We start from the raw sequence: 21326 nt of genomic DNA, 5'->3' as shown, positions 1-21326 counted from the left end.
CTCATAATAACTACTCAATACTCAATACCCAATACTCAAGACTAACTCCATTCCAACAGCCGCTTTTCTCCTTCAATATTTTTTATATCAGTAATATCCTGGGACATTTCAATCACTCCACGGTAATTTTTTTGTTTATCCCGTACTGCAAAATAACGGATGTAGATCAATCTACCCTTGAAGTTGATCCAAAAAGCAGCTTCATTCTTTGTTCCTTTTCTAAATTCCTCAAGGATCTTTAAAACGGTTCCCACACTTTTGGGCGGATGGCAGAATTTCACTTCCCTTCCAATAATTCCGGCACTACGTGGAAACACTCGTTCCTCCCCCCGGTTATAGAAGATCACCTTATCGTTCTCATCAACATAAGTAATATCAAGGGGCATGGTGCGCAGCAAGAGATTTACCTGATCTACAGTCATGTAACCTTCGTCGTAATGGCTTGTGTTTTCCAGAGAAAATGAAAGCTCACGTTTGGTATGATCTTCAGCCGGATGAATGTAGGCCTCTTCTTTTTTTTCCGGAAATGCCGCAGGTTCCAGCGGAAGCATCCAGCCTATCTCTTCTTCGCCTTTGCGCACCTGCTTCCAGTCCTCTTCCGTGAGGATCTCCATGGCGTTGGGGAATAGTACCTTTTCTTCTGTAAGCAGCAGCCTAAAGATCCCGCTAATGAGGTATTGCGAATCCTGGACTATCGCCGGAAAATCCCGACTTTCGATCTTCTTTCGGAGCAATCTGAATTGTTCCCGCAGGTTGTCGTGAAAGGACCACATCCCCTGTGAAGGTCCGTTCCAGCCTCTCTTCTCCAAAAAGGGGAAAAGCTGGTTCTCTTTTCTCTCAAACCGTCTTTCGATTTGATGTAACTGGTTGAAAATATTGTAAAACTTCTGGTATTCGGCTTCAGGATCTGTTTCCTGCAGCTCCTGCGCCAACCGCTGGATCAGCTCTTTTTCTTCGGAATAGATGCTCACCGGGTGCCCCTTGGGCAAAGATAAAATCTCATTCATGATATAATTTTTTCCGAAGCAAAGAAAACGGATAAAATTGTCTTGAATTATGACCTTAGTCACATTGTGGCTGCCTCTTGGCTGTTGTCTGTTGTCAGATCCGAGTACTTTTAATTATATCAGCTTCAAACCTTAAACCTTAAACCTTGGAAGAAAGTAGTTTTTTTACTTCCTTCTCCAGGCTCTCCGGTTTGGTTACAGGAGCAAATCTTTTTACAGGTTTTCCGTTGCGGTCGATTAGGAATTTCGTGAAGTTCCATTTGATCTTGCTGCCAAGGATCCCGCCCAGTTCCCTTTTGAGATATTTAAACAGGGGATGGGCATTATTTCCGTTGACCTCTACCTTGGCAAACATCGGGAAATCCACCCCATAGTTTACCACGCAACCTTGCGCAATGTCTTTTTCATCTCCGGGTTCCTGTTTTCCGAATTGGTTACACGGAAACCCCAAAATAACAAGACCCTTATCTTTGTATTCCTCATATAATTTTTGCAGACCCCCGAATTGGGGAGTCAAGCCACATTCTGAAGCTGTATTCACTACCAGAACTACCTTGTCTTTATAAGATTCCATTTTAATTTCCTCTCCGCCGAGACCGGATGCTGTAAAATCATAAAATTGAGATGCCATAATTTTTTTTCTAAAGGTACAGTTTTAGAGATTTTCCTACTCCGCCTGTAACTACTGCTTTTTCTATATACCTATTGCTAAGCCTTATTAAACAGGATTCCTTCTTTCCAGGATGACCTTTGGTCAAGTTTTGTGACCAGGATCATATTTTCATTCCTGAAACAATTTTTTCTTTGCCGCAGATTTTCTGCCGGTTATAATATGTAATTGGGCAGCATTATTATTGAAATAAATTATGGTAAAAAGTTCAGGAAAGATGGAGCTCATGGCACCCGCAGGAAATTTTGAATCCCTGCAGGCAGCTTTGGATAACGGTGCAGACTCAGTTTATTTTGGTGTGGAGCAGCTTAACATGCGTGCCCGCGCTTCCATTAACTTTACAATGGATGACCTGCCGGAGATCGTGAGACGCTGTGAGAAAAAGAACGTCCGTACTTATTTGACCCTGAATACCATTGTTTACGACCATGATCTTTCCCTGATCAAAAACCTGCTTGCGAAATCCAAAGAAGCGGGAATAACCGCGGTTATAGCATCAGACCAGGCGGTGATCGCCTCAGCCCGCAGCATGGAAATCGATGTACATATTTCCACACAGTTGAATATTACCAACATTGAAACCGTAAGGTTCTACAGTCTTTTTGCTGAAACCATGGTGCTGTCCCGGGAACTCAGCTTAAGGCAGGTAAAGAAGATCACCGATGAGATCCAAAAAGGGCAAATTAAAGGCCCTTCCGGGGAACTGGTGAAAGTGGAGATCTTTGGGCACGGCGCTTTATGTATGGCGGTTTCAGGAAAATGTTATCTGAGCTTACACTCCCATAATTCTTCGGCAAACCGTGGTGCCTGCAAGCAGAACTGTAGAAAAAAATACACAGTGATCGACCAGGAATCTGGATTTGAGATCGAGATCGATAATGAATACATGATGTCCCCAAAAGACCTTTGTACGATCAACTTTTTGGATGAGGTAATGGAGGCAGGAGTGCAGGTTCTAAAGATCGAAGGGAGGGGCCGTGCGCCCGAATATGTAGCAACGGTGACTAAGGCTTATAGGGAAGCGATCGACTCCTGGTATGAAGGAACTTATTCCGAAGAAAAAGTGGCAGACTGGATGGAGCGGTTGAGTACGGTCTACAATCGTGGCTTCTGGAGCGGGTATTACCTGGGACAAAAATTAGGGGAGTGGAGCAAAGCCTCGGGCTCATTGGCCACTCAGAAAAAAGTCTATGTAGGGAAAGGCATGCATTATTTTCCCAAAGCCGGAATTGCGGAATTTAAAATTGAAGCCTATGACATCAAAAAGGGAGACAGGATCCTTATCACCGGCCCCAGTACAGGAGCACAGGAATTTGATCTGGAAGAGATGATGGTGAACGACCTGGTTGCCGAAACAGCGACAAAGGGGGATAGCTGTACCATGAAATTGCCTTTTAGAGTAAGACTGTCAGATAAACTATATAAGATCGTACCGGCATAATGGTGGTGGTAACCCTGCAACGAAATAAGTGTATTGGCTGCAATTACTGTGTAGAGCTGGCCGCTGCACATTTCCAAATGTCTAAAAAAGATGGGAAAAGCGTACTCTTGAGATCTCTGGATCGCAAGGGTTTCCATACTTTAAAATCTACAGATCATTCCATTTTTGAGGAATGTGAAGCCGCGGCAAAAGCATGTCCTGTGAAGATCATTTCGGTTAAGTTAACATAGAGATCGTTCCAGAGGTTAATTTGGCTTCTGAAATTTCATTGCAATTCCTAAAATTCGTGGAAATAGGAAGAAATTTAACAGCAGCAGAATGTTAAATTTTCTCTACGATCATTTATTTTAGTCCCTGAGGCTGAAGTCACTCCAATTTTTTTCAACAGGATTCACGGTACTTCCCAGAGTAGAAAACGTTTGCGCATTTTCCACTTTTTTAAGTGTTTTTCTAACATAAAATTATCATGAATTTAACTTTGTAAAATACTGAAAATAAAGGAATAAGGATGTAATTTCGTCATGATTTCCATTAAAGGTTTTTACAGGGTAAAATGAATAATTTTCTTTTTGTTGCTTCAGAAAATGATGCCATTCCAAATTGCAAGGTTGGAGGCGTAGGTGATGTGATTCGTGATGTTCCCAGACAGATCTCCGAGAGGGGTGACCGGGTACACGTGATCGTGCCATCTTATTCGCGTTTGCATTATTCTGGAACCTTAAAAGCAACTTTAAAGATCACACTTAGGGATATAGTTTATTCGGCAGAACTTTACGAGGTGCCGCCAAAAGAGGAGCATGAGAATATTACCCATTATGTGATTCATCATCCTGAAATTGGAACCGGTAGCATTGGAGGGGTTTATGATCACGATGATGAACCTTTCTTTACCGATGTTACGAAATACACCATCTTCTGTACTGCAGTTGCCGAAGCTATCAAACAGGGACATTTTGGAAAACTGGATATTATTCACCTGCATGACTGGCATTCCAGTATGTTGTTGTTCCTTAGAAAATATCATCCTGCTTATACAAAACTGAAAAAGATAAGGACTGTTTATTGTATCCATAATCTGGCCCTTCAGGGGATCAGGCCCTTTGGAGACAATTATTCCTCTTTGAAAACATGGTTCCCTAAGCTGGATCTGGACTATGATGCTCTTCGCGATCCGCGATATCCCGATTGCTTTAACCTCATGGCAATGGGTATTCGCTTTGCCGATTCTGTTCACACGGTTTCTCCGTCATATAAACAGGATGTTTTGCTGCCCAGCGACGCCCCCGAATTCATTGGAGGAGAAGGTCTTGAAAATGATCTTAGGCAGGCTGATAAAGAAGGGCGCTTCCACGGTATTCTCAATGGATCCGATTATCAAAATGTACCGGTTAGAAAAAATAAGTTATTCCCAAATATTGCTACAACCATTTTTCAACAGCTTCAAAGGGAACCAAACCGAAAAAAAGCCGATTTTCTTGCCCACACCGGAGAAAAAGTAGTTCCTTTTCTTAAGAAGCGACCAAATTTCATTTGTGCAAGTGTAGCCCGGTTAACCGAACAAAAATTTTATTTCTTTAAACGATCTCCAGAAGCCCTGCTTCAAATTCTGGATCAATTAGAAGAAGTAGGAGGTATTTATGTTTTGTTAGGAACAGGTGCCCCCGATTATGAGGAGCTCCTAAGAAACCTGAGCTACGAAAGAGAGAATTTTATTTTTGTCAATACACAGTCAGAAAGTGTTGTGAATTCCATCTACAGGGATTCAGACCTTTACTTCATGCCCAGCCTCTTCGAACCTTGCGGCATCAGTCAGATGCTCGCCATGAGAAACGGGCAACCCTGTTTAGTCCACCATACCGGCGGATTAAAAGATACGGTCCAACATGTACATACAGGTTTTGCTTTTGATGGCAAGACCTACGATGAGAAGGTTTACAACATGGTTGAAAGTTTTAAGGAGGCACTTTATCTTTTTCAGCACGAGAAAACCACCTGGAAACAAATCCAGCTTAACGCCCGTAAGATGAGGTTTACCTGGAAAAAATCTGTGGATGAATACTACAAATTGCTCTACACATTCAATCCGGCAGAGGTAAGAGTGGCTTAGTGATGTGAGCATTGGCCTATGTACAGTGGACAGTAAAACCGGTATTGTTCTCTAAAATCATATCGGGATTTCTGTTGGATCTATATCTATGCTTCTTTTCCCGGGCGTCAATTGTACTCAACAATCTCGATTCCCCGGCCTTTTTGGATGTTCGGATGAAATAATCTTTGATAAAGCTTAAAAAAAGCTATTTTTGCCGGCTCTTATGACGAGCACAAAAAAAATATTCAACTCACCGGTTACTCCGCCCTGAGATACTTCTTTTTCTCATGAAAACTCCCTTTCCTTATAGTGAGAAATTATTTATTCCATCTATTTTAAATATTACTTACAGATGAAAAAATTCATCAATCTTTTTGATTTTAAACAAAAGGTGAATTACAGAACCGAAGTTCTTGCAGGACTTACTGTGGCCCTTGCTCTTATTCCGGAGGCTGTAGCTTTTGCCATGATCGCAGGGCTTTCACCCCTTACCGGGCTCTATGCCGCCTTTGTAATGGGGCTTATAACTTCCATTTTTGGAGGCCGACCGGGAATGATTTCCGGGGCAACAGGAGCTGTAGCGGTGGTGGTCGCAGCACTTGCAGTTTCTCATGGCGTGGAATATGTGTTTGCTACAGTTGTTCTTGCGGGAATCCTTCAGGTGCTTGCAGGAGTTCTAAAGCTGGGAAAGTTGATTAGGCTTGTGCCGCATTCCGTGATCTTTGGTTTCGTCAATGGTTTAGCCATTATCATCTTTATGTCTCAGCTCGATCAATTCAAAACTGTAAATGAGGCAGGGGAATTGGTTTGGATGACGGGGAACAGTTTATATATCCTGCTTGGATTAGTCCTGGTAACGATGTTGATCATTTGGGGGCTGCCAAAACTTACTAAAGTATTTCCCTCTTCTCTTGCCGCTATCCTGGCGATCTTTGGCCTGGTCACTTTCCTTAACATCGATACGAAAACAGTGGGAGATATTGCTTCTATCAATGGTGGGTTCCCCCCCTTTCATATTCCAATGGTTCCGTTCACCTGGGAAGCTATCATGTTGATCTTTCCTTATGCAGCGATTATGGCAGGTGTAGGCCTGATAGAGAGTTTACTTACTTTAAACATTGTAGATGAAATTACCGAAACCAGAGGTCATGGCAACAGGGAATGTGTGGCACAGGGATCTGCTAATATATTATCGGGGTTTTTCTCAGGAATGGGAGGTTGTGCGATGATAGGGCAGAGTTTGATCAATGTTTCTTCGGGTGCACGGGCAAGATTATCAGGAATTATCGCTGCTGTAATGCTGCTCGTTTTTGTCATGTTTGCCGCCGATATTATTGAGCTACTGCCAATGGCTGCACTTACCGGGGTTATGATTATGGTCGCCATCGGTACATTTGAATGGGCAAGTCTCAGGACCTTCCGCAGGATGCCCAAGAGTGATGTGCTGGTGATGGTGCTGGTAACTTTTGTGACTGTTGTGCTTCACAACCTTGCCCTGGCGGTGCTTGTGGGGGTAATCATTTCTGCTCTCGTATTTGCCTGGGATAACGCTAAGAGAATACGGGCCAGAAAATTTGTTGATGACAAGGGCACGAAACATTACGAGATCTATGGTCCTCTTTTCTTCGGAAGTGTGGCTGCTTTTAATGAAAAATTTGACGTTTTGGGAGATCCCGATGATGTTGTAATTGATTTTTCAGAAAGCCGTATTGTTGATATGTCCGGCATTGAAGCAGTGAACAGACTGACTGAACGCTACCTGAAGCAGGGTAAAAAACTGCATCTTAGACACCTTAGCCGGGACTGCCGACAATTACTCAGAAATGCCGATGAGATTATAGAGGTAAATATACTTGAAGATCCTACCTATAAAGTAGCGGTAGACAGATAAACCGTTTCTTTCAATATTTAACAAAAAAGGGCCTGAAATTTCAGGCCCTTTTTTAATTTTTTCTTCCGGAGTTTTATGGGGTGGTGGTTTCACCATGAGGGGGCACTGCAGGGGATTCAAACCGCAGTTCTAATGCATCATAATTATTGGCTCTTATTCCAACCAATCCGTAAACAGTCGCTCCTCTTTCGATATTTTTACCATGCAGGTCATATTCCCTTAGGTCTCTTTTAAACTTTTTATTTGCCGAAGATGCTGCAATCAGGTTACCTGCTGCAAGTCCTGGTCCCACAATTAAACCAATAGGGAAGGCATTACTGGTTTCGGTCAATCCGTTGGCGTGAGTTTTTGTAGTATAGACAGAAACAGGGGAAAGCAGTAAGTACGCCAGGTGAGACGTAGGATGTTGTTTAAGTTTGCTAAACACTTCTTCTGTAGGCATTAGCAGTACCTTTCCGCCGTTCTTGTAGGTAAGAAAAATGTCTTCTCCAAATGTGACATCTTCATTGCTGTTATTCTTGATCCTTACTGCTACCAGCCTCACGTCTTTTTTCTTTTCCTTCTTGGCATATTTCTTTTTAAGGAGGTCATACTTGTACTCCAGCGAAATTCCCTGTTCAACATGTTGAGAGTTATAATTTAAGATTGGAAGGTCCTACTGCCTGGTACTTTGAGGCGCAACTGCCAAGCAGGATTGGGAATAGCAACAGAATTGCGATTTTAAAAGTTTTCATTAAAAAAATTGTTAAGTTAAGTAGGGATCATAAAAGTATAAAATTTTGTTAAAAATCATAGGATTTTCCTAATTCTTCTTGTGCCTGCTCAAAATGTTCAGGAACAAAGGTGTCTTTTTAAGAAAGCAGGGGGGAAGGTGGAAGTAGCCGAAAAAAATTACTTAAATTGAATGGTGAAAAGCTTGACCAATATGCCAATTAAAGAAATTAGTGAAGTAGAATTTGATCCGGTGACCTCCATCAAGAATAAAGCACTGCGTATCAATCTAAATGAAAATATATATGGAACCTTTGCAGAAATAGGAGCAGGACAGGAGACTGTACGCAACTTTTTCAGAGCGGGGGGAGCTTCAGGTACAATTGCGAAAACTATTAGTGCCTATGATAAGGATTTTAGCGATGCCATCTACGGAATTGAAAAGGATGCGAGATATGTGACCGAAGCGCGGCTGAAAAGTATGCTGGAGTATGAGACAGGTCTTATTGAGCAAAGGATATCAAGGGAAAAACATCCCGATAAGCTTTTTTTTAGCTATGCCAATACTGTAGCTACCATAGATTTTGCGAAGAAATATAAAGGGCATGGATGGCTTGGGTTGAAATTTCAAACGAAACCAAGGGAAGAATATAGTGAGATCATCATGCATGTTCAGTTTCATGAGAACAATGCTGCCCTTCAGCAAATTACTCTCGGAACAATGGGCACCAACCTTATTTATGGAGCATTTTATCAGTATGACGATCCCAAAGTACTGCTGAAACATCTATATGATCACCTCACTTTTGACCAGATCGAGATCGATATGATCAATTTTACAGGCCCGGTCTTTGAACATGTTGATAACCGGTTAATGAGCCTGCAACTTGTAAAAAACGGAATGACCGAAGCAGTGATGTTTGCCCCCTCGGGCAACAATGTATTACCTGCAAATGAGCTTTACAAAAAAAATATTCTTACCCTTCGCGGCAGTTATCGACCTGTGACCAAGGTGAACATGAATATGTATGAGCAGTCCCTGGAATTATTTCTGAATGAGAAAAAAGTGGATAGGGAAAAGACAAGGGTGATCTTTGAAATAACTTTGTCAAATTTAAAATCTGAAGGTACTATTGACGAAAAAGATTTCCTTGACCGTGCAGATCTGTTAGGTTCGCTGGGCCAAATGGTAATGATCTCCAATTTTCAGGAATATTATAAGGTAGTGGAGTATTTTTCTCAATTTACTGCCGAGAGAATGGGGCTCACCATGGGAATAAATACTTTTGTTGCCCTTTTTGACGAAAAATACTATCGCCATTTAAGCGGAGGGATTTTGGAAGCATTTGGAAAACTCTTTTTCAGGGATCTCAAGATCTATTTGCATCCCATGAAAGATCCGGAAACCGGGGAGATCATCACCAGTGATAATTTAAAAGTTCATCCCCGTATGAAGGAACTCTTTAAATTCTTTAAAGATAATGGTAGAGTAGTGGACATCAAAAATTACAATCCTGAGATCCTGGACATCTTCTCCCGCGAGGTTCATCAAATGATCGTTGAAGGAAGATCTGGTTGGGAAGACATGCTGCCGCCAAAGACTACCCAAATGATCAAGGAAAAAGGGCTGTTCATGACAAAACAATAAGGTCTAAAAATTAAATTTTGAAGAAAATTTTTGCGACCTACATTTCCTGCAAGTCCTAAAATAATCTTATAAAAAAGGGACTTGTATTACTGTCTTTCTTTTTTTTCTTAATTTCTAAAAAAAGCTGCATATGAAATCTCATAATAAATCTATTGAACATTATTTTTCTACAATAGGAGAAAAGGCGGATGAAATTGGACTTTCAAAAGAGAAAATTAAAAAGGACTTTTTACAAAAATTATTTTACCAGTTAGGTCGCGTGCCTGCTGTAACTACCAGCAATGACCTTTATACCGCACTCGCTCTCACTGTAAGGGACAGGGTCTTACGCCAGTTTGTTCGTTCCACCGAAGAATTTTCCAAAAAGAATTCCCGGGGAATCGCTTATTTTTCAGCGGAATATCTACCGGGACCCCACCTTGGCAATAACTTGCTTAACCTGGAGATCGTCGATGAAACCCGGGAAGCTTTAAAGGAGTTGGATCTCGAACTGGACGAGATCATTGAGCAGGAAGTGGAGCCGGGATTGGGAAATGGAGGTTTGGGAAGACTTGCTTCCTGTTATATGGATTCCCTTGCTACCCTTGGAATCCCAGCCATTGGCTACGGAATTAGATACGAATTCGGAATTTTTAAACAGGAGATCAAAGAAGGCTGGCAATCTGAAGCTACAGATAAATGGTTACATTATGGTAATCCTTGGGAAGTGATAAGACCAGAAGTCTCTTATGTGGTCAAATTTGGAGGTAGAACAATTCATAGTACCAATGAGAATAATAAGTATGCAGTAGAATGGGAGCCGGAAAGTGAAGTGGTGGGAACTGCTTACGATACTCCCGTTTTAGGTTATCAAAGCAATGGGATCATCATGAGGCTGTGGAAAGCCGAGGCAACAGAATCCTTTGATTTCTCGGTCTACAACATGGGGGATTATTATAAAGCCGTAGAAAAGAAGGTGCGGTCAGAAAATATTACGAAAGTTTTATACCCCAATGATGAAAATCTTTCCGGCAAGGAATTAAGATTGCGCCAACAGTATTTTTTTGTTTCCTGTTCTCTTCAGGATATGATAAGGCTCAATTTTGTACAGGGGCGAAAACTGGAAGAATTTCATGAAAAATTTGCCATCCAACTTAACGATACCCATCCTTCTATTGCGGTAGCCGAATTAATGCGGCTCCTGGTGGATGAGCACGAAATGGAATGGAAACAGGCCTGGAAGATCACCCGCAATACTTTTGCCTATACTAATCACACGCTACTACCCGAAGCTCTTGAAAAATGGTCCGTAAGTTTGATGGGAAGGCTTTTGCCGCGCCATTTGGAAATTATCTATGAGATCAATAGCCGGTTCCTCCATGAGCTTCGTGAAAAAGGACTTAGTGGGGAGCAAATAGCCCGTATGTCTTTAATTGATGAACATGGGGAACCTTCTGTAAGAATGGCACATTTGGCCACGGTAGGAAGCTTCAGGGTAAATGGAGTCTCACAATTACATTCACGCCTCCTCAAAACCCAGGTTCTCAATGATTTTGCCGAAATATGGCCCGATAAATTTACTAATGTTACTAATGGAGTGGCTCACCGCAGATTCCTTGCGGTAAGTAATCCGGGACTTTCCCGCTTAATTACAGAAAAAATTGGAAACGGTTGGCTTACCGATCTCACCACCCTTAAACGTTTGGAAAAATTTGCAGATGATGAAATTTTTCAGAAGCAATGGATGGAAGTGAAGCTGGAGAATAAAAAACTGCTTAGTCAGCTGCTGGAAGAACGTGCAGGTGTAAAAATTGATCCTACCATGCTTTTTGATGTACAGGTTAAGCGTATCCACGAATATAAAAGACAACACTTGATGTTATTGCATATTCTGGACCTTTATCTCAAGATCAAAGATGGGAAGGGTGAGAACATTGCACCTTCGGCATTTATCTTTGCCGGGAAAGCGGCCCCGGGATATTTTATGGCCAAACTTATCATAAGACTTGTCACAGCAGTAGCCGATCTGGTTAACAATGACAAAGATGTAAATAAAATTCTTAAGGTAGCTTTCCTTCCTAACTTTAGCGTTAAACAGGCACAGCGCGTTTATCCTGCCGCCGACCTGTCTGAACAGATATCTATGGCCGGGAAAGAAGCTTCCGGTACCGGAAACATGAAATTTGCTCTTAATGGTGCACTTACTATTGGAACTTTAGACGGTGCCAACGTGGAGATACGTGAAGAAGTTGGGGAAGAAAATTTCTTCCTGTTTGGGCAAACTACAGAAGAAGTACAGGAAACGCGCAGACTGGGGTACAGGCCTTCTAAATATTATGAAGAACAGGAGGATCTGGAAAGAGTACTTGACTTTTTGGTTTCGGGAGAACTTGGAAATGGAGACCATGAACTCTTCAGGCCCTTGTATAATAATTTGCTTCAACAGGATCCTTACCAACTCTTAAAAGATTTTAAATCCTACTGTGAAAGAAAACATGAGATACACCAGATCTGGAAGGATCAGAAAGAATGGACAAGACGGTCAATTCTCAATGTTTCAAGGGTAGGAAAATTTTCCTCAGACAGGTCCATACTTGAATATTGTCAGAATATCTGGAATGTGGAGCCGGTAAAGCTAAGAGATTAAGGGGTTCCCGGTAAGGTATCTTTCCTGACCTTTTTCTTTAGATCTGCGAGGTGAGCTGCTTTTATGGCTTCACAATGCACTTTGCAGTAATTGGTATGGTAAGAGTGGTCCTGTAAAAATTTTACCTGGATTTCATTCCATTCCTGTCGGGAAAGATTTGGCCGGTCATGTAGTAGTTCTTTATAAAGATCTTCACTAATTTCAGGAAAACTCTCTGTTCCTAAATATTCAAGGTCGGCATCTGCCAGGATCTTTTCCAAGTGAGTCTTAGGTTGTTGAGGAATTTTGGTTGCCATGATCATTTTACAGATCGTCTCATTCTCCTGGGTAGAAATATCAAATTCTTTCAATTCTTCAGCAGCTATTTCGCAGCTTTTTTGTTCATGCTCTTCCCGGCCTTTAATAAACCCCAGATCATGGTACAGGGCGGCTACCTTTAACAGGTAAAGATCCCTGCCGCTAACTCTTTCCTGTTCTGCCAGGAAAATAGTTTTTTCCAAAACATATTTGGTGTGTTCCGGGGAATGGTAATATAACCAGGTTGGAAGGTTATTCTCCAGGTTTGATATTACTTTCCTGTAGATCTGTTCGAACATAATCTTCAAAAGGGTCTTTTGCTGTTTGTTTTCCGATACCCCCTTTTACTTCTTTAATTCTTTGCACAAAAAAGAAGGCATGGGGATCTATCTTAATGGTCGCTTCCTTAATTCTATGGATCTCCAGGCGGGTCACTATGGTCATTACTATATCACAATCATGTTTGACATTATAGGCACCCGGCAGGTAACCTCTTTCTCCTTTGTATACGGTTATCGCCTTTCCAAAATCATTTACTATGAGAGATTTTACCTGATCACACTCCCCGGAAATTATACTTAGAGCAGTAAATTCTTCAAACCCGTCCACTACATAATCTGTAGTTTTCGCAGCTGTAAAATAGACCAAAAATGAATACATCGCCGTTTCAATGTCAAAAACAAAGGCTGCTCCAAGGAATATCAACCCATTGAAGGTAAGAATAATTTCCGCAGTGGAAAAAGCAGATTTACGGGTGGTGTAAAAAGCCATGATTTCCATACCATCAAGTACACCCCCAGCTTTTATTACCAGTCCAATGCCCAGACCTATTAAAAATCCGCCGAAAACCGCTATTAACACTTTATCTTCGGTAAAGGCAGGAATTTCAATAAAGTGCATTAAGATGGTGAGTAATATAATAGAGATCAGAGCCCTAATGGCAAAGGTCTTGCCTATCTTCTTATATCCAAGATAAAGAAACGGCAGGTTAAACAACACAAGAAGGTAAGTGAAAGGAATTAGAGTAATGGCCTCAACGAGAATAGAAATCCCGGTGACCCCTCCATCCAGAAAGTGATTAGGCAGCATAAATCCTTCCAGGGCGATCATGGCCGAAATTACACCAAAGATGGTATATAAAATGGATCGTAAGGAGAAGATGGAACTCCAATTTATCCTTTTGCTTTTTCGCATTTTTAGTTTTTCAGATTTTTTAGCAAATCACTTCATAAACCTTAAGGGGCGCTTTTTTATTTTTCAAGTTGATCAATCCAACCTCCCTGCATTGAAAAGATTCTTTAATTTTTTCGTAATTCCCGGCAGAGATCAGAATTTGGTTTACAGAAGCAGAAGCTTGTAAGCGGGCCGCAACATTGACCACATCACCAATTACTGTATAGTCTAACCTTTTTAGGGTGCTGGAACCAATATTTCCTGAAACCATTTCTCCGGAATTAACTCCAATGGAAATCTTCAGCTTATAATCCTCCTCTTCTTCCTTTTCAACCTTTTGCAGGCTTTCTCTTATTGCCAGGCACGCATCAATTGCCCTGTCCAGATGATATTCTCCTTTAAAAACTGCCATGATACAATCTCCCATAAATTTATCTACAATCCCTCTTTGGTTGATGATCTCCCTAACCATGATGTCAAAATACTTGTTAAGGAGTTTAACCACCACATCAGGAGATTCCGTTTCACTGATTTTGGTGAATTCTACGATGTCGATAAAGGCTACGGAACCTTCAACCGTTTCATTTTCAAAAAGGGCATTTTCAACCCCGTTCTTTCCCATAAAATTTAGAACAGTCTCGTCTACATACATCCTTAAAATATCATTTTCCTTTACAGCTTTGAGCGTTTCCTTAAGTTGATTTACGTGGTTTATTGTTTTGTCAATGGTGATCTCCAGATCTTTAAAATCTACTGGTTTTGTTACAAAATCAAAGGCACCCCTGTTCATGGCTATTCTAATGTTTTCCATATCCCCGTAAGCCGAAACAATAACCGCTTTTAACAGAGAATTTTTTTCACTAATCCTGGTAAGAAGGGTGAGTCCATCCATCTCGGGCATGTTGATATCACTTAAAACAAGATCTATGTCTGGATTTTTCTCCAGCTGTTCCAGGGCATGACGGCCGTTAAGCGCAAAAAGAAATTCATATTCATTTTGCCTTATCTTCTGCCTGAATTTCTGTTTTATCAACACCTCCAGGTCTGCTTCATCATCTACTACCAAAATCTTGGCCATGGCTTTTTATGTATTTAATACGCCTCTTATTTCTCTTTTTAGAGAGGTGAAATCTATAGGTTTGGTGAAAAATTCTTTAGCTCCCGAATTAATGGCCCTGTTATAATTTTCAGAATCCCCATAAGCCGAAATCATACTTACCTTTATCTGCGGAAATTTCTTTTTTATAATCTGTAAAAGTTCTATTCCGGTCATCCCCGGCATGTTAATGTCCGAAAAGACATAAACGACGGAAGGTGGGTCGGACTCTTCCAGTATCTCAATTGCCTCCTTTCCCGAAAAGGCGAAAACCAATTCAAGATCTTCCTGTTTAATTTCTTTCCTGAACTTTTGGCGGAACAGCATTTCCACATCTTTTTCATCATCAACAATCAATATTTTCATAGCGTTTCCTTTTAAAGCTTTTGACTAAGTTCTATTCTAAAGCGGGTAAACTCACCCTCTTTTGAATCTATAGAGAGAAGTGCCTTATGTTCCTGAAGTATTTCCTTCGAAATGCTTAAGCCCAGACCCGTGCCTTCTGCTCCTTTTTTGGTGGTAAAGAAGGGGGTAAGTATCTTATTTTTGAGTTCATCGGGTACACCGGGACCATTATCTTCTACAGTTATAACTGCCTTTTTATTTTCGGTAAAGGAAGATACCTTCAGTTTAGGCCTGTAATCATCAGGTGCACTGGGAGATCCTGCTTTTTCACGCATCGCATCAAAGGCATTTTTGCAAAGGTTGAGGATCACTCTGCTAAAACTTTCTGCATTGACTGTGACCTTCCCCAAATTGGGATCAAGGTCCAGGTTGATCTCAACATTTATAGGGTTTTTATTGGCCCTCATGCCGTGAAAAGCCAGGTTTACATATTCTTTAAGAAGGGCATTCAGGTCGACAGGATCATAATGTCCGTTTCCTCCTCTGCTGTGCAATAGCATAGATCTAACTATTCCTTCGGCACGATGCCCATGGTCATGGATTTTACCAAGATTGGTTTTTATATCCCGGATTAATGCAAAGGCATCTTTTATTTCTTTCAGGTGCTTATGATCCTGCAGGAGTTCTTCTATTTCAACTAAATATTCCACGCTTAGATCGGAAAAATTAGTGATGAAATTGAGGGGGTTTTTAATTTCATGTGCAATGCCTGCGGTTAGCAAACCAAGACTCGCCAATTTTTCCTGTTTTACCAATTGTTGCTCCGCAGCCTTCAGACGTTTCTTCACCGCTTTCAGCTGTCTTTTCGTTTCAGAAAGTTCCCTGGTGATGTCTTCTTCCGGATCCTGCACTTTTAACTCCTCCAGGTTCCAATCTTCTCCCGACTTCTGAAACTTTATCCCAATAATTTTTTCCTTTCCTTTCTCCAAAGAGAGCTCCTTCTTTAAGGCTTCAGTAAGCTTAAGGAATAAAGAATCTTGAGTTTTTAATGCTTTGTTTTCCACTTATTTATAGATGGTTTGATCAAGTTAAGAAAAAAAATCCTACGTTGTTGAATTTACATTGCAAGCAGTTTTTTTCCTTCTTTTATATTGTTACAGGCTTGTAGGTAGAACAACAATAAATTTAGCTCCTTTGCCGGGTGTGGATTCAACCTTTATTTCTCCGCCATGTGCCTGCACAATCTCATTTGATAATGACAAACCCAACCCTGTACCATCAGTACCTTTTTTAGTTGTAAAAAAAGGTTGTAGAATATGGTCTGCAATTTTAGGATCTATGCCACGGCCATTATCCCCAATGCTTAGCAGTACCGTACTGTTTTGTTTTCCAGTTCTCACCCTTAACACCGGTTTATAAGAAGGCTCTCCCGTTTTTTCTCTCATAGCATCAAAGGCATTATTACACAGATTGAGTATTACACGGCTAAAGTCTTCGGCTACAAGCGGTATTTCTTTTATATCAATATCCAGGTCAAATTCCAGTACTACATCAATGGGGTTTTTGGAAGCCCGCATTCCATGATAAGCAAGATTCACATATTCTTTCACGACTGAATTAAGATCTGTAAGTTCCATTTTTCCCGATCCCCCGCGACTGTGGAGCAACATGGATTTTACAATTCCGTCAGCACGATTGCCATGCTCATAGATCTTCTGAAGATTGGTTTCAATGGTTTGCAGAATTTCCTGCAGATTATCAAGTAAAGTATCGATCCCATTTCTTTCTCCGGTAGGGACCTGGGCTTTTGTGGCGACCCTTAGTTCTGTTTTTGCTTCTTCCACCAGTTCCAGGCATACGTCAGAAAAATTGGTGACAAAGTTTAGCGGATTCTTGATCTCATGTGCAATTCCGGCAGTTAACTGGCCAAGAGAGGCTAGCTTTTCCTGCTGCACCAGCTGAGTTTGAGCAGCTTTTAAATCTTCATGAGACTGCCGCAGATTCTTCATCGCCTGCTCCAGTTCGGAGGTTCTTTCTTCTACCATGGCATCAAGTTGGCTGTGCATGCGTAGAAATTTCTTTCCCTGGTAAAGAGACATACCTATCGGGATGATCGTAAACAAAAAGAAATATAATAGGGATAAAAGAAGGAGATGTTGAATATTGAAAAATATAAACACTATTCCAAGGAGCATCAGGAAGGGAAAGGTTATAAGAGATCCTGCAACTAACCAGATATCTTTTTTCTTTTTCTTCTTTGCCTTAATAGATGCTGTTATTCCACCCACTATTGCAGCAAGTACCAATGCCAGGCTTAATAATAAATTGATTTGCTCTTCAAAATATTTTGTGGACCTGTAGACCATATCAAGTAAATAAGAGAGTAAAATAAAGTGGAGAAAATATTTCCAGAAAAAACCAGCTTTTACTTCTAATACTTTATGGCTTACAATAGGGATCAAACCTATTGACACTGCAGAGAATAATGAAGTTAAACCAAGAAGAAAAGCCCGCCAGAAAAAGCTGGAAGTAGACCAGAAATTATCCACATTCATGGCCAGAGAATAAATAAATATTGAAGCGGTAATCAAAAAGATCCAGAAATTTCCATCCTTAATCTTGGATTTTCGATACAGAAAAAAGTGCAGTAGCATGACCATCAAAAGTACCACCAGGGCTGCTGCGTTAACACCTGAATGGGATTTAATAAATGTGGCAAATTCATTAATTTCTTTTACGCTTATGAGGGAAAGACCGAAGTCGTGCCTTACCCTATTAAAGCTGAAAGAATTCCAGAAATTATAATCATGATAGGAGTATTTTACAGCGAACTGATAATTTTCTCCTTTTTCAAACGTGTAAAGATCTCCCAGTTGATTATTAAATCCTTTGAGTTCCTGAAACTCCGGATTTACTGAAGGATTTCCTTTTTTAAATACCAAAGAATCATTGATATAGAATTCAATTGCGCCTGTCCCTCCGAAATTCTGAATGATGCTGTTTATCAATTCATCTGAGTCCATTTTTACCTTAAGCCTGAACCACCCAAAGCCATTCCACAAGGAATCCGGAATGGCTGATTCTTCTCTCAGGGGGGTTGTTGTAGTATACCAGCTGCTATCATCGTAATCTGGAGAAGAATACTCCGGATGGTCATATGGTGAAAATTTCCATCCAATAAGATCTGGTAAATAAACTTCCATGAAAGACCCCTGCAGAAGGGAATCCTGAATGCTATAAACCTCATTCTCAGGTGTAGTACTTTGAGATTGGGCATTGAATGCCAGGAGTAAAATTCCGAATATGTAAAACCACTTTAAATACATCTTTCCTGAAAACTTTTTCTATTGGATTTTAACTATAAATTTTGCTCCCTCACCGGGTACTGATTCAATCCCTATGCTGCCTCCATGAGCCTTTACGATATCATTGGTTATACTTAAACCAAGACCGGTACCGTCGGTTCCTCTTTTAGTGGTGAAGAAAGGTTGGAGTATTTTTTCTTTAATGTCATCGGGGATCCCTGTGCCATTATCAATGATCTCAAGGATTATTGAATCTTCGGTTTTAAATGTCTTTACTTCAAGACGGGGAGAAAAAGATTCAGTTTTTAATTTTTCTCTAATTGCATCAAAAGCATTATTGCATAAATTAAGAATGACCCTGCTGAAATCTTCCGTGATGAGACTTACTTCATCAATGGAAGAATCAAGGTCAAAGACAATTTGAATGTCTATAGGATTTGGAGAAGCCCGCATGCCATGATAGGCAAGCCTCACATACTCCTCTACCAGGGCGTTGAACATAACAGGCTGAAATTTCCCTGAGCCTCCACGGCTGTGAAGCAGCATGGACTTGACGATCCCATCTGCCCGGTTTCCGTGTTCATAGATCTTCTCAAGATTGCCTTCAACCGTAATTAAAAGTTCTTTTAAGGTCCTCAATATGCCGTTGTCTTTGGCATTTTCAGGATCCGGAGTTTTATTTTCTGTAGTCATTAAAGCCTGTACTTCGGCTTTGGCTTCAGCAATTAATTCTATACACAGATCAGAAAAGTTAGTGACAAAGTTTAGTGGATTCTTAATTTCGTGGGCTATTCCGGCAGTAAGTTGTCCCAAAGAAGCTAATTTTTCCTGTTGTACCAGTTGATCCTGCGCTGCCTTAAGATCCTCATTAGATCTCTGAAGATTTTGCATTGCCTGTTCCAATTCACCTGTGCGGTTTTCTACAAGGAGGTCCATTTGGTTGTGAAGCCTTAGAAATCTTTTTGCCTGGAATAGGGAAAGGCCAATAGGAATAACAGTAAGTATGGAAAGAATGATCAATGCCCCAAGGAGAAGTCCCCCTATGTCAAGCGCTTCAAAGGATATAATAGCCACTAGCAGTAAAATTGGAAAACCTAAAAAGGACGCTGCTACTATAGACATGTCCCGTCGCTTACTTTTATGGGCTTTTACGAGAGCAACAATTCCTCCCAGCAGGGTGAAAAGGATCAATAATACCGGAGGCGACTCGCTCTTTACTATGGAGCTTAAGATATTCTGGCTGTAGATCAATGAAACTCCCATAAATACCGTAAAAGGAACTATAGTATAGATCTTCCAGAAAATACCTGCTTTAACTTCCAGCACTTTATGCAATACAAGTGGGAGAATGCCCATAACAATGGTAAGGGTAACCTGCGTGATAAAAAGTAACCCCAGTTCAAGATTATAGTTATTGGAATTTATCCGGTTGTTTATATTGATTAGAAGAGCAAAAATGAATACCAGAAAGGTTATTAAAAAGATCCAGAAGTTATTGCGATCATTTTTTATTTTTAGAAAGAAGAACAGGTGGAGTACCATTACCATGAATAGAATAATTCCGGCGGAATTAAAAACAATTTGCATAGTATGTTCCTCCTCTATAATCTTATCTAAGCTTTTTGGAGGGAACATGTGAATTCCAACATCTGTCACCGGATTCATAAGCATAAAGAAGCTTAAGTCCCTTATGTTGTGAAATGAATATTTCATTGCCAGTTGATAGGTTTCTCCGGGCTTAAAGCGATACCATTCCCCTACAGAGAAATTTGCGGGTTGAAGTTTTTGTGCTGCAGCATTGGGACTGGGATTACCTCTCTTTAGGACCAAAGAATCGTTGATGTACAGCTCGACGGCTCCCGACCCGGGATAGCTTTGAAAAGTTACAGAGGAGCTAAAGGAAGAGTCAATTTTTACTTTCATTCTAAACCAACCAAAGCCATTCCACAAAGAGTCGGGTACAGCTCCTTCTTCGCTGAGAGGTTTGGAAATAGTGATCCATTTACTGTCATCAAGGTCCTTTGAAGAAAATGAAGGATCGTTTTTTGGAGAAAATTTCCATCCTTTGAGGGAGGACAGGTGAATTTCTTTTAGCTCACCGGTGGTTATAGAATCATGAAACAACAAGACATCACCAGTAAACTCCGACTGACCAGGAGAGTTTTGGGCCATAACGGTGTAGCTACCTGTTTGCAGGAGCAACAAAAAAATAAGAATTTTCAAAAATGCCATTTTACAAGCTGTTTTTCGGAAAGCTCAGCCTTCTTCAGTCCAGAAGAAGCCGGTTACTCATCTTGAATTTTTCCGAAGATAATATTATGCTGTCCTGCAGATTATTAGATACTACAGGTTTACTTTCGCTTATATTTTTCCAGCTAAATAGCTTGAGGAGGGCATTATGCCGTTAATTTAAGACTTATGCTCTTTTGTAATTTTCTGATTAACAAATATTTATTAATCCTGTAATCTTTTGCTTTCGAAATCTTTTGTAGATGCGACTATAGAATAGCTTTCTATGTAATTCAACGATATAAATTGGCTGAAAGAGTTTTCTTTAGTACCTTAATATACAGTTAATTAACCTTTTTTTAGCTATGGAAGCAAAAGACACCAGGATCTACATGATTGTAGATACAGAAAAAATCAAACCCGGAAATGAAGATGAGTGTGTGGAACTCAAAGATGACCGCGACAATAGAAATCCACGAAAAGATCCTGAAAATTTTCTTTCGGTGGTCAATCCACAGAAAAATGTATTCTGGTTTGGGCAGCCAAAAGATCGACCCCAGGATACAATAGGGATCATCGGCATAGAAAACAAATCTGGCAGCGAACATAATTTTCTGAAAGACAAAAGAAATGATCCATCTGACAGAGGAGCATACATGGCCGAGGTAAAGACCGGCTTTGAAGATGGAATGGAAAGCAGTTACAATATAATTTTTGAGATAAAAGGTCGAAATGGACAGTTTACTGTGGATCCCAAACTTATGATGAAAACTTAACTTAAATAGGATGAGATCTTCA

Annotated in this window: 17 protein-coding genes; 7 read left to right on the top strand and 10 right to left on the bottom strand. The window is 40.6% G+C overall.

Features of this window, described 5'->3' with window-relative positions; genetic code table 11:
- Positions 1 to 41: 41 nt before the first annotated feature.
- Both CRO16_RS13335 and CRO16_RS13330 read right to left on the bottom strand, forming a co-directional pair.
- Entirely contained in the window at positions 42 to 1007 is a 966-nt protein-coding gene (locus CRO16_RS13335) for a DUF438 domain-containing protein (protein WP_097056893.1), read from the bottom strand.
- A gap of 139 nt (positions 1008 to 1146) precedes the next feature.
- A complete protein-coding gene (locus CRO16_RS13330) occupies positions 1147 to 1638 on the bottom strand; it encodes a glutathione peroxidase (RefSeq protein ID WP_097056892.1) in 492 nt (163 codons plus the stop codon).
- Positions 1639 to 1873: 235 nt separating this feature from the next.
- Between CRO16_RS13330 and CRO16_RS13325 the strand changes: the two genes are divergently transcribed.
- The 4 genes from CRO16_RS13325 (at position 1874) to CRO16_RS13310 (ending at position 7098) form a co-directional block, all read left to right on the top strand.
- Entirely contained in the window at positions 1874 to 3118 is a 1245-nt protein-coding gene (locus CRO16_RS13325) for a peptidase U32 family protein (protein ID WP_097056891.1), read from the top strand.
- Complete coding sequence (locus tag CRO16_RS13320) at positions 3118 to 3348, top strand: ferredoxin (protein WP_097056890.1); 231 nt, start codon at positions 3118 to 3120, stop codon at positions 3346 to 3348. The genes CRO16_RS13325 and CRO16_RS13320 overlap by 1 nt, the downstream gene beginning before the upstream one ends.
- 323 nt (positions 3349 to 3671) lie before the next feature.
- The gene (locus tag CRO16_RS13315) at positions 3672 to 5225 is read left to right on the top strand and encodes a glycogen synthase (protein ID WP_097056889.1); all 1554 of its coding nucleotides are present in this window, start codon (positions 3672 to 3674) and stop codon (positions 5223 to 5225) included.
- 334 nt (positions 5226 to 5559) lie between these two features.
- A complete protein-coding gene (locus CRO16_RS13310) occupies positions 5560 to 7098 on the top strand; it encodes a SulP family inorganic anion transporter (RefSeq protein ID WP_097056888.1) in 1539 nt (512 codons plus the stop codon).
- Positions 7099 to 7171: 73 nt separating this feature from the next.
- On the opposite strand, the gene CRO16_RS13305 is transcribed toward CRO16_RS13310, so the two are convergent.
- On the bottom strand, positions 7172 to 7642 hold the full coding sequence (locus CRO16_RS13305) for a hypothetical protein (RefSeq protein WP_097056887.1): 471 nt from the start codon (positions 7640 to 7642) through the stop codon (positions 7172 to 7174).
- Positions 7643 to 8023: 381 nt separating this feature from the next.
- On the opposite strand from CRO16_RS13305, the gene CRO16_RS13300 reads away from it, so the two are divergent.
- Together CRO16_RS13300 and CRO16_RS13295 are read left to right on the top strand one after the other, a co-directional pair.
- Positions 8024 to 9457 carry a nicotinate-nucleotide adenylyltransferase gene (locus CRO16_RS13300; protein ID WP_097057144.1) on the top strand — a complete coding sequence of 478 codons (1434 nt, stop codon included), beginning with the start codon at positions 8024 to 8026 and terminating at the stop codon, positions 9455 to 9457.
- Positions 9458 to 9587: 130 nt separating this feature from the next.
- Positions 9588 to 12083, top strand: coding sequence for a glycogen/starch/alpha-glucan phosphorylase (locus tag CRO16_RS13295; RefSeq protein ID WP_097056886.1), 2496 nt, complete (start codon positions 9588 to 9590; stop codon positions 12081 to 12083).
- On the opposite strand, the gene CRO16_RS13290 is transcribed toward CRO16_RS13295, so the two are convergent.
- From CRO16_RS13290 to CRO16_RS13260, 7 genes are all read right to left on the bottom strand, one after another.
- A complete protein-coding gene (locus tag CRO16_RS13290; protein WP_097056885.1) occupies positions 12080 to 12679 on the bottom strand; it encodes an HD domain-containing protein in 600 nt (199 codons plus the stop codon). The genes CRO16_RS13295 and CRO16_RS13290 overlap by 4 nt on opposite strands.
- Positions 12633 to 13574, bottom strand: a complete 942-nt coding sequence (locus CRO16_RS13285) for a YitT family protein (protein ID WP_097056884.1) — start codon at positions 13572 to 13574, stop codon at positions 12633 to 12635. The genes CRO16_RS13290 and CRO16_RS13285 overlap by 47 nt, the downstream gene beginning before the upstream one ends.
- Before the next feature lie 19 nt (positions 13575 to 13593).
- The gene (locus CRO16_RS13280; RefSeq protein WP_097056883.1) at positions 13594 to 14631 is read right to left on the bottom strand and encodes an adenylate/guanylate cyclase domain-containing protein; all 1038 of its coding nucleotides are present in this window, start codon (positions 14629 to 14631) and stop codon (positions 13594 to 13596) included.
- Positions 14632 to 14637: 6 nt separating this feature from the next.
- Entirely contained in the window at positions 14638 to 15015 is a 378-nt protein-coding gene (locus CRO16_RS13275; protein ID WP_097056882.1) for a response regulator, read from the bottom strand.
- Between the two features lie 11 nt (positions 15016 to 15026).
- Positions 15027 to 16058, bottom strand: a complete 1032-nt coding sequence (locus tag CRO16_RS13270) for a sensor histidine kinase (protein ID WP_097056881.1) — start codon at positions 16056 to 16058, stop codon at positions 15027 to 15029.
- 90 nt (positions 16059 to 16148) lie between these two features.
- The gene (locus tag CRO16_RS13265; protein WP_097056880.1) at positions 16149 to 18320 is read right to left on the bottom strand and encodes a sensor histidine kinase; all 2172 of its coding nucleotides are present in this window, start codon (positions 18318 to 18320) and stop codon (positions 16149 to 16151) included.
- An 18-nt stretch (positions 18321 to 18338) separates the two neighbouring features.
- Positions 18339 to 20522, bottom strand: coding sequence for a sensor histidine kinase (locus tag CRO16_RS13260; protein WP_179670544.1), 2184 nt, complete (start codon positions 20520 to 20522; stop codon positions 18339 to 18341).
- Positions 20523 to 20893: 371 nt separating this feature from the next.
- On the opposite strand from CRO16_RS13260, the gene CRO16_RS13255 reads away from it, so the two are divergent.
- Positions 20894 to 21304, top strand: a complete 411-nt coding sequence (locus CRO16_RS13255) for a hypothetical protein (protein ID WP_097056878.1) — start codon at positions 20894 to 20896, stop codon at positions 21302 to 21304.
- The last annotated feature ends 22 nt before the right edge of the window (positions 21305 to 21326 follow it).

Origin of the sequence: Salinimicrobium sediminis (assembly GCF_900215295.1) — a bacterium.
GTDB lineage: Bacteria > Bacteroidota > Bacteroidia > Flavobacteriales > Flavobacteriaceae > Salinimicrobium > Salinimicrobium sediminis.
This window is presented reverse-complemented; position numbering and strand designations above follow the sequence as displayed.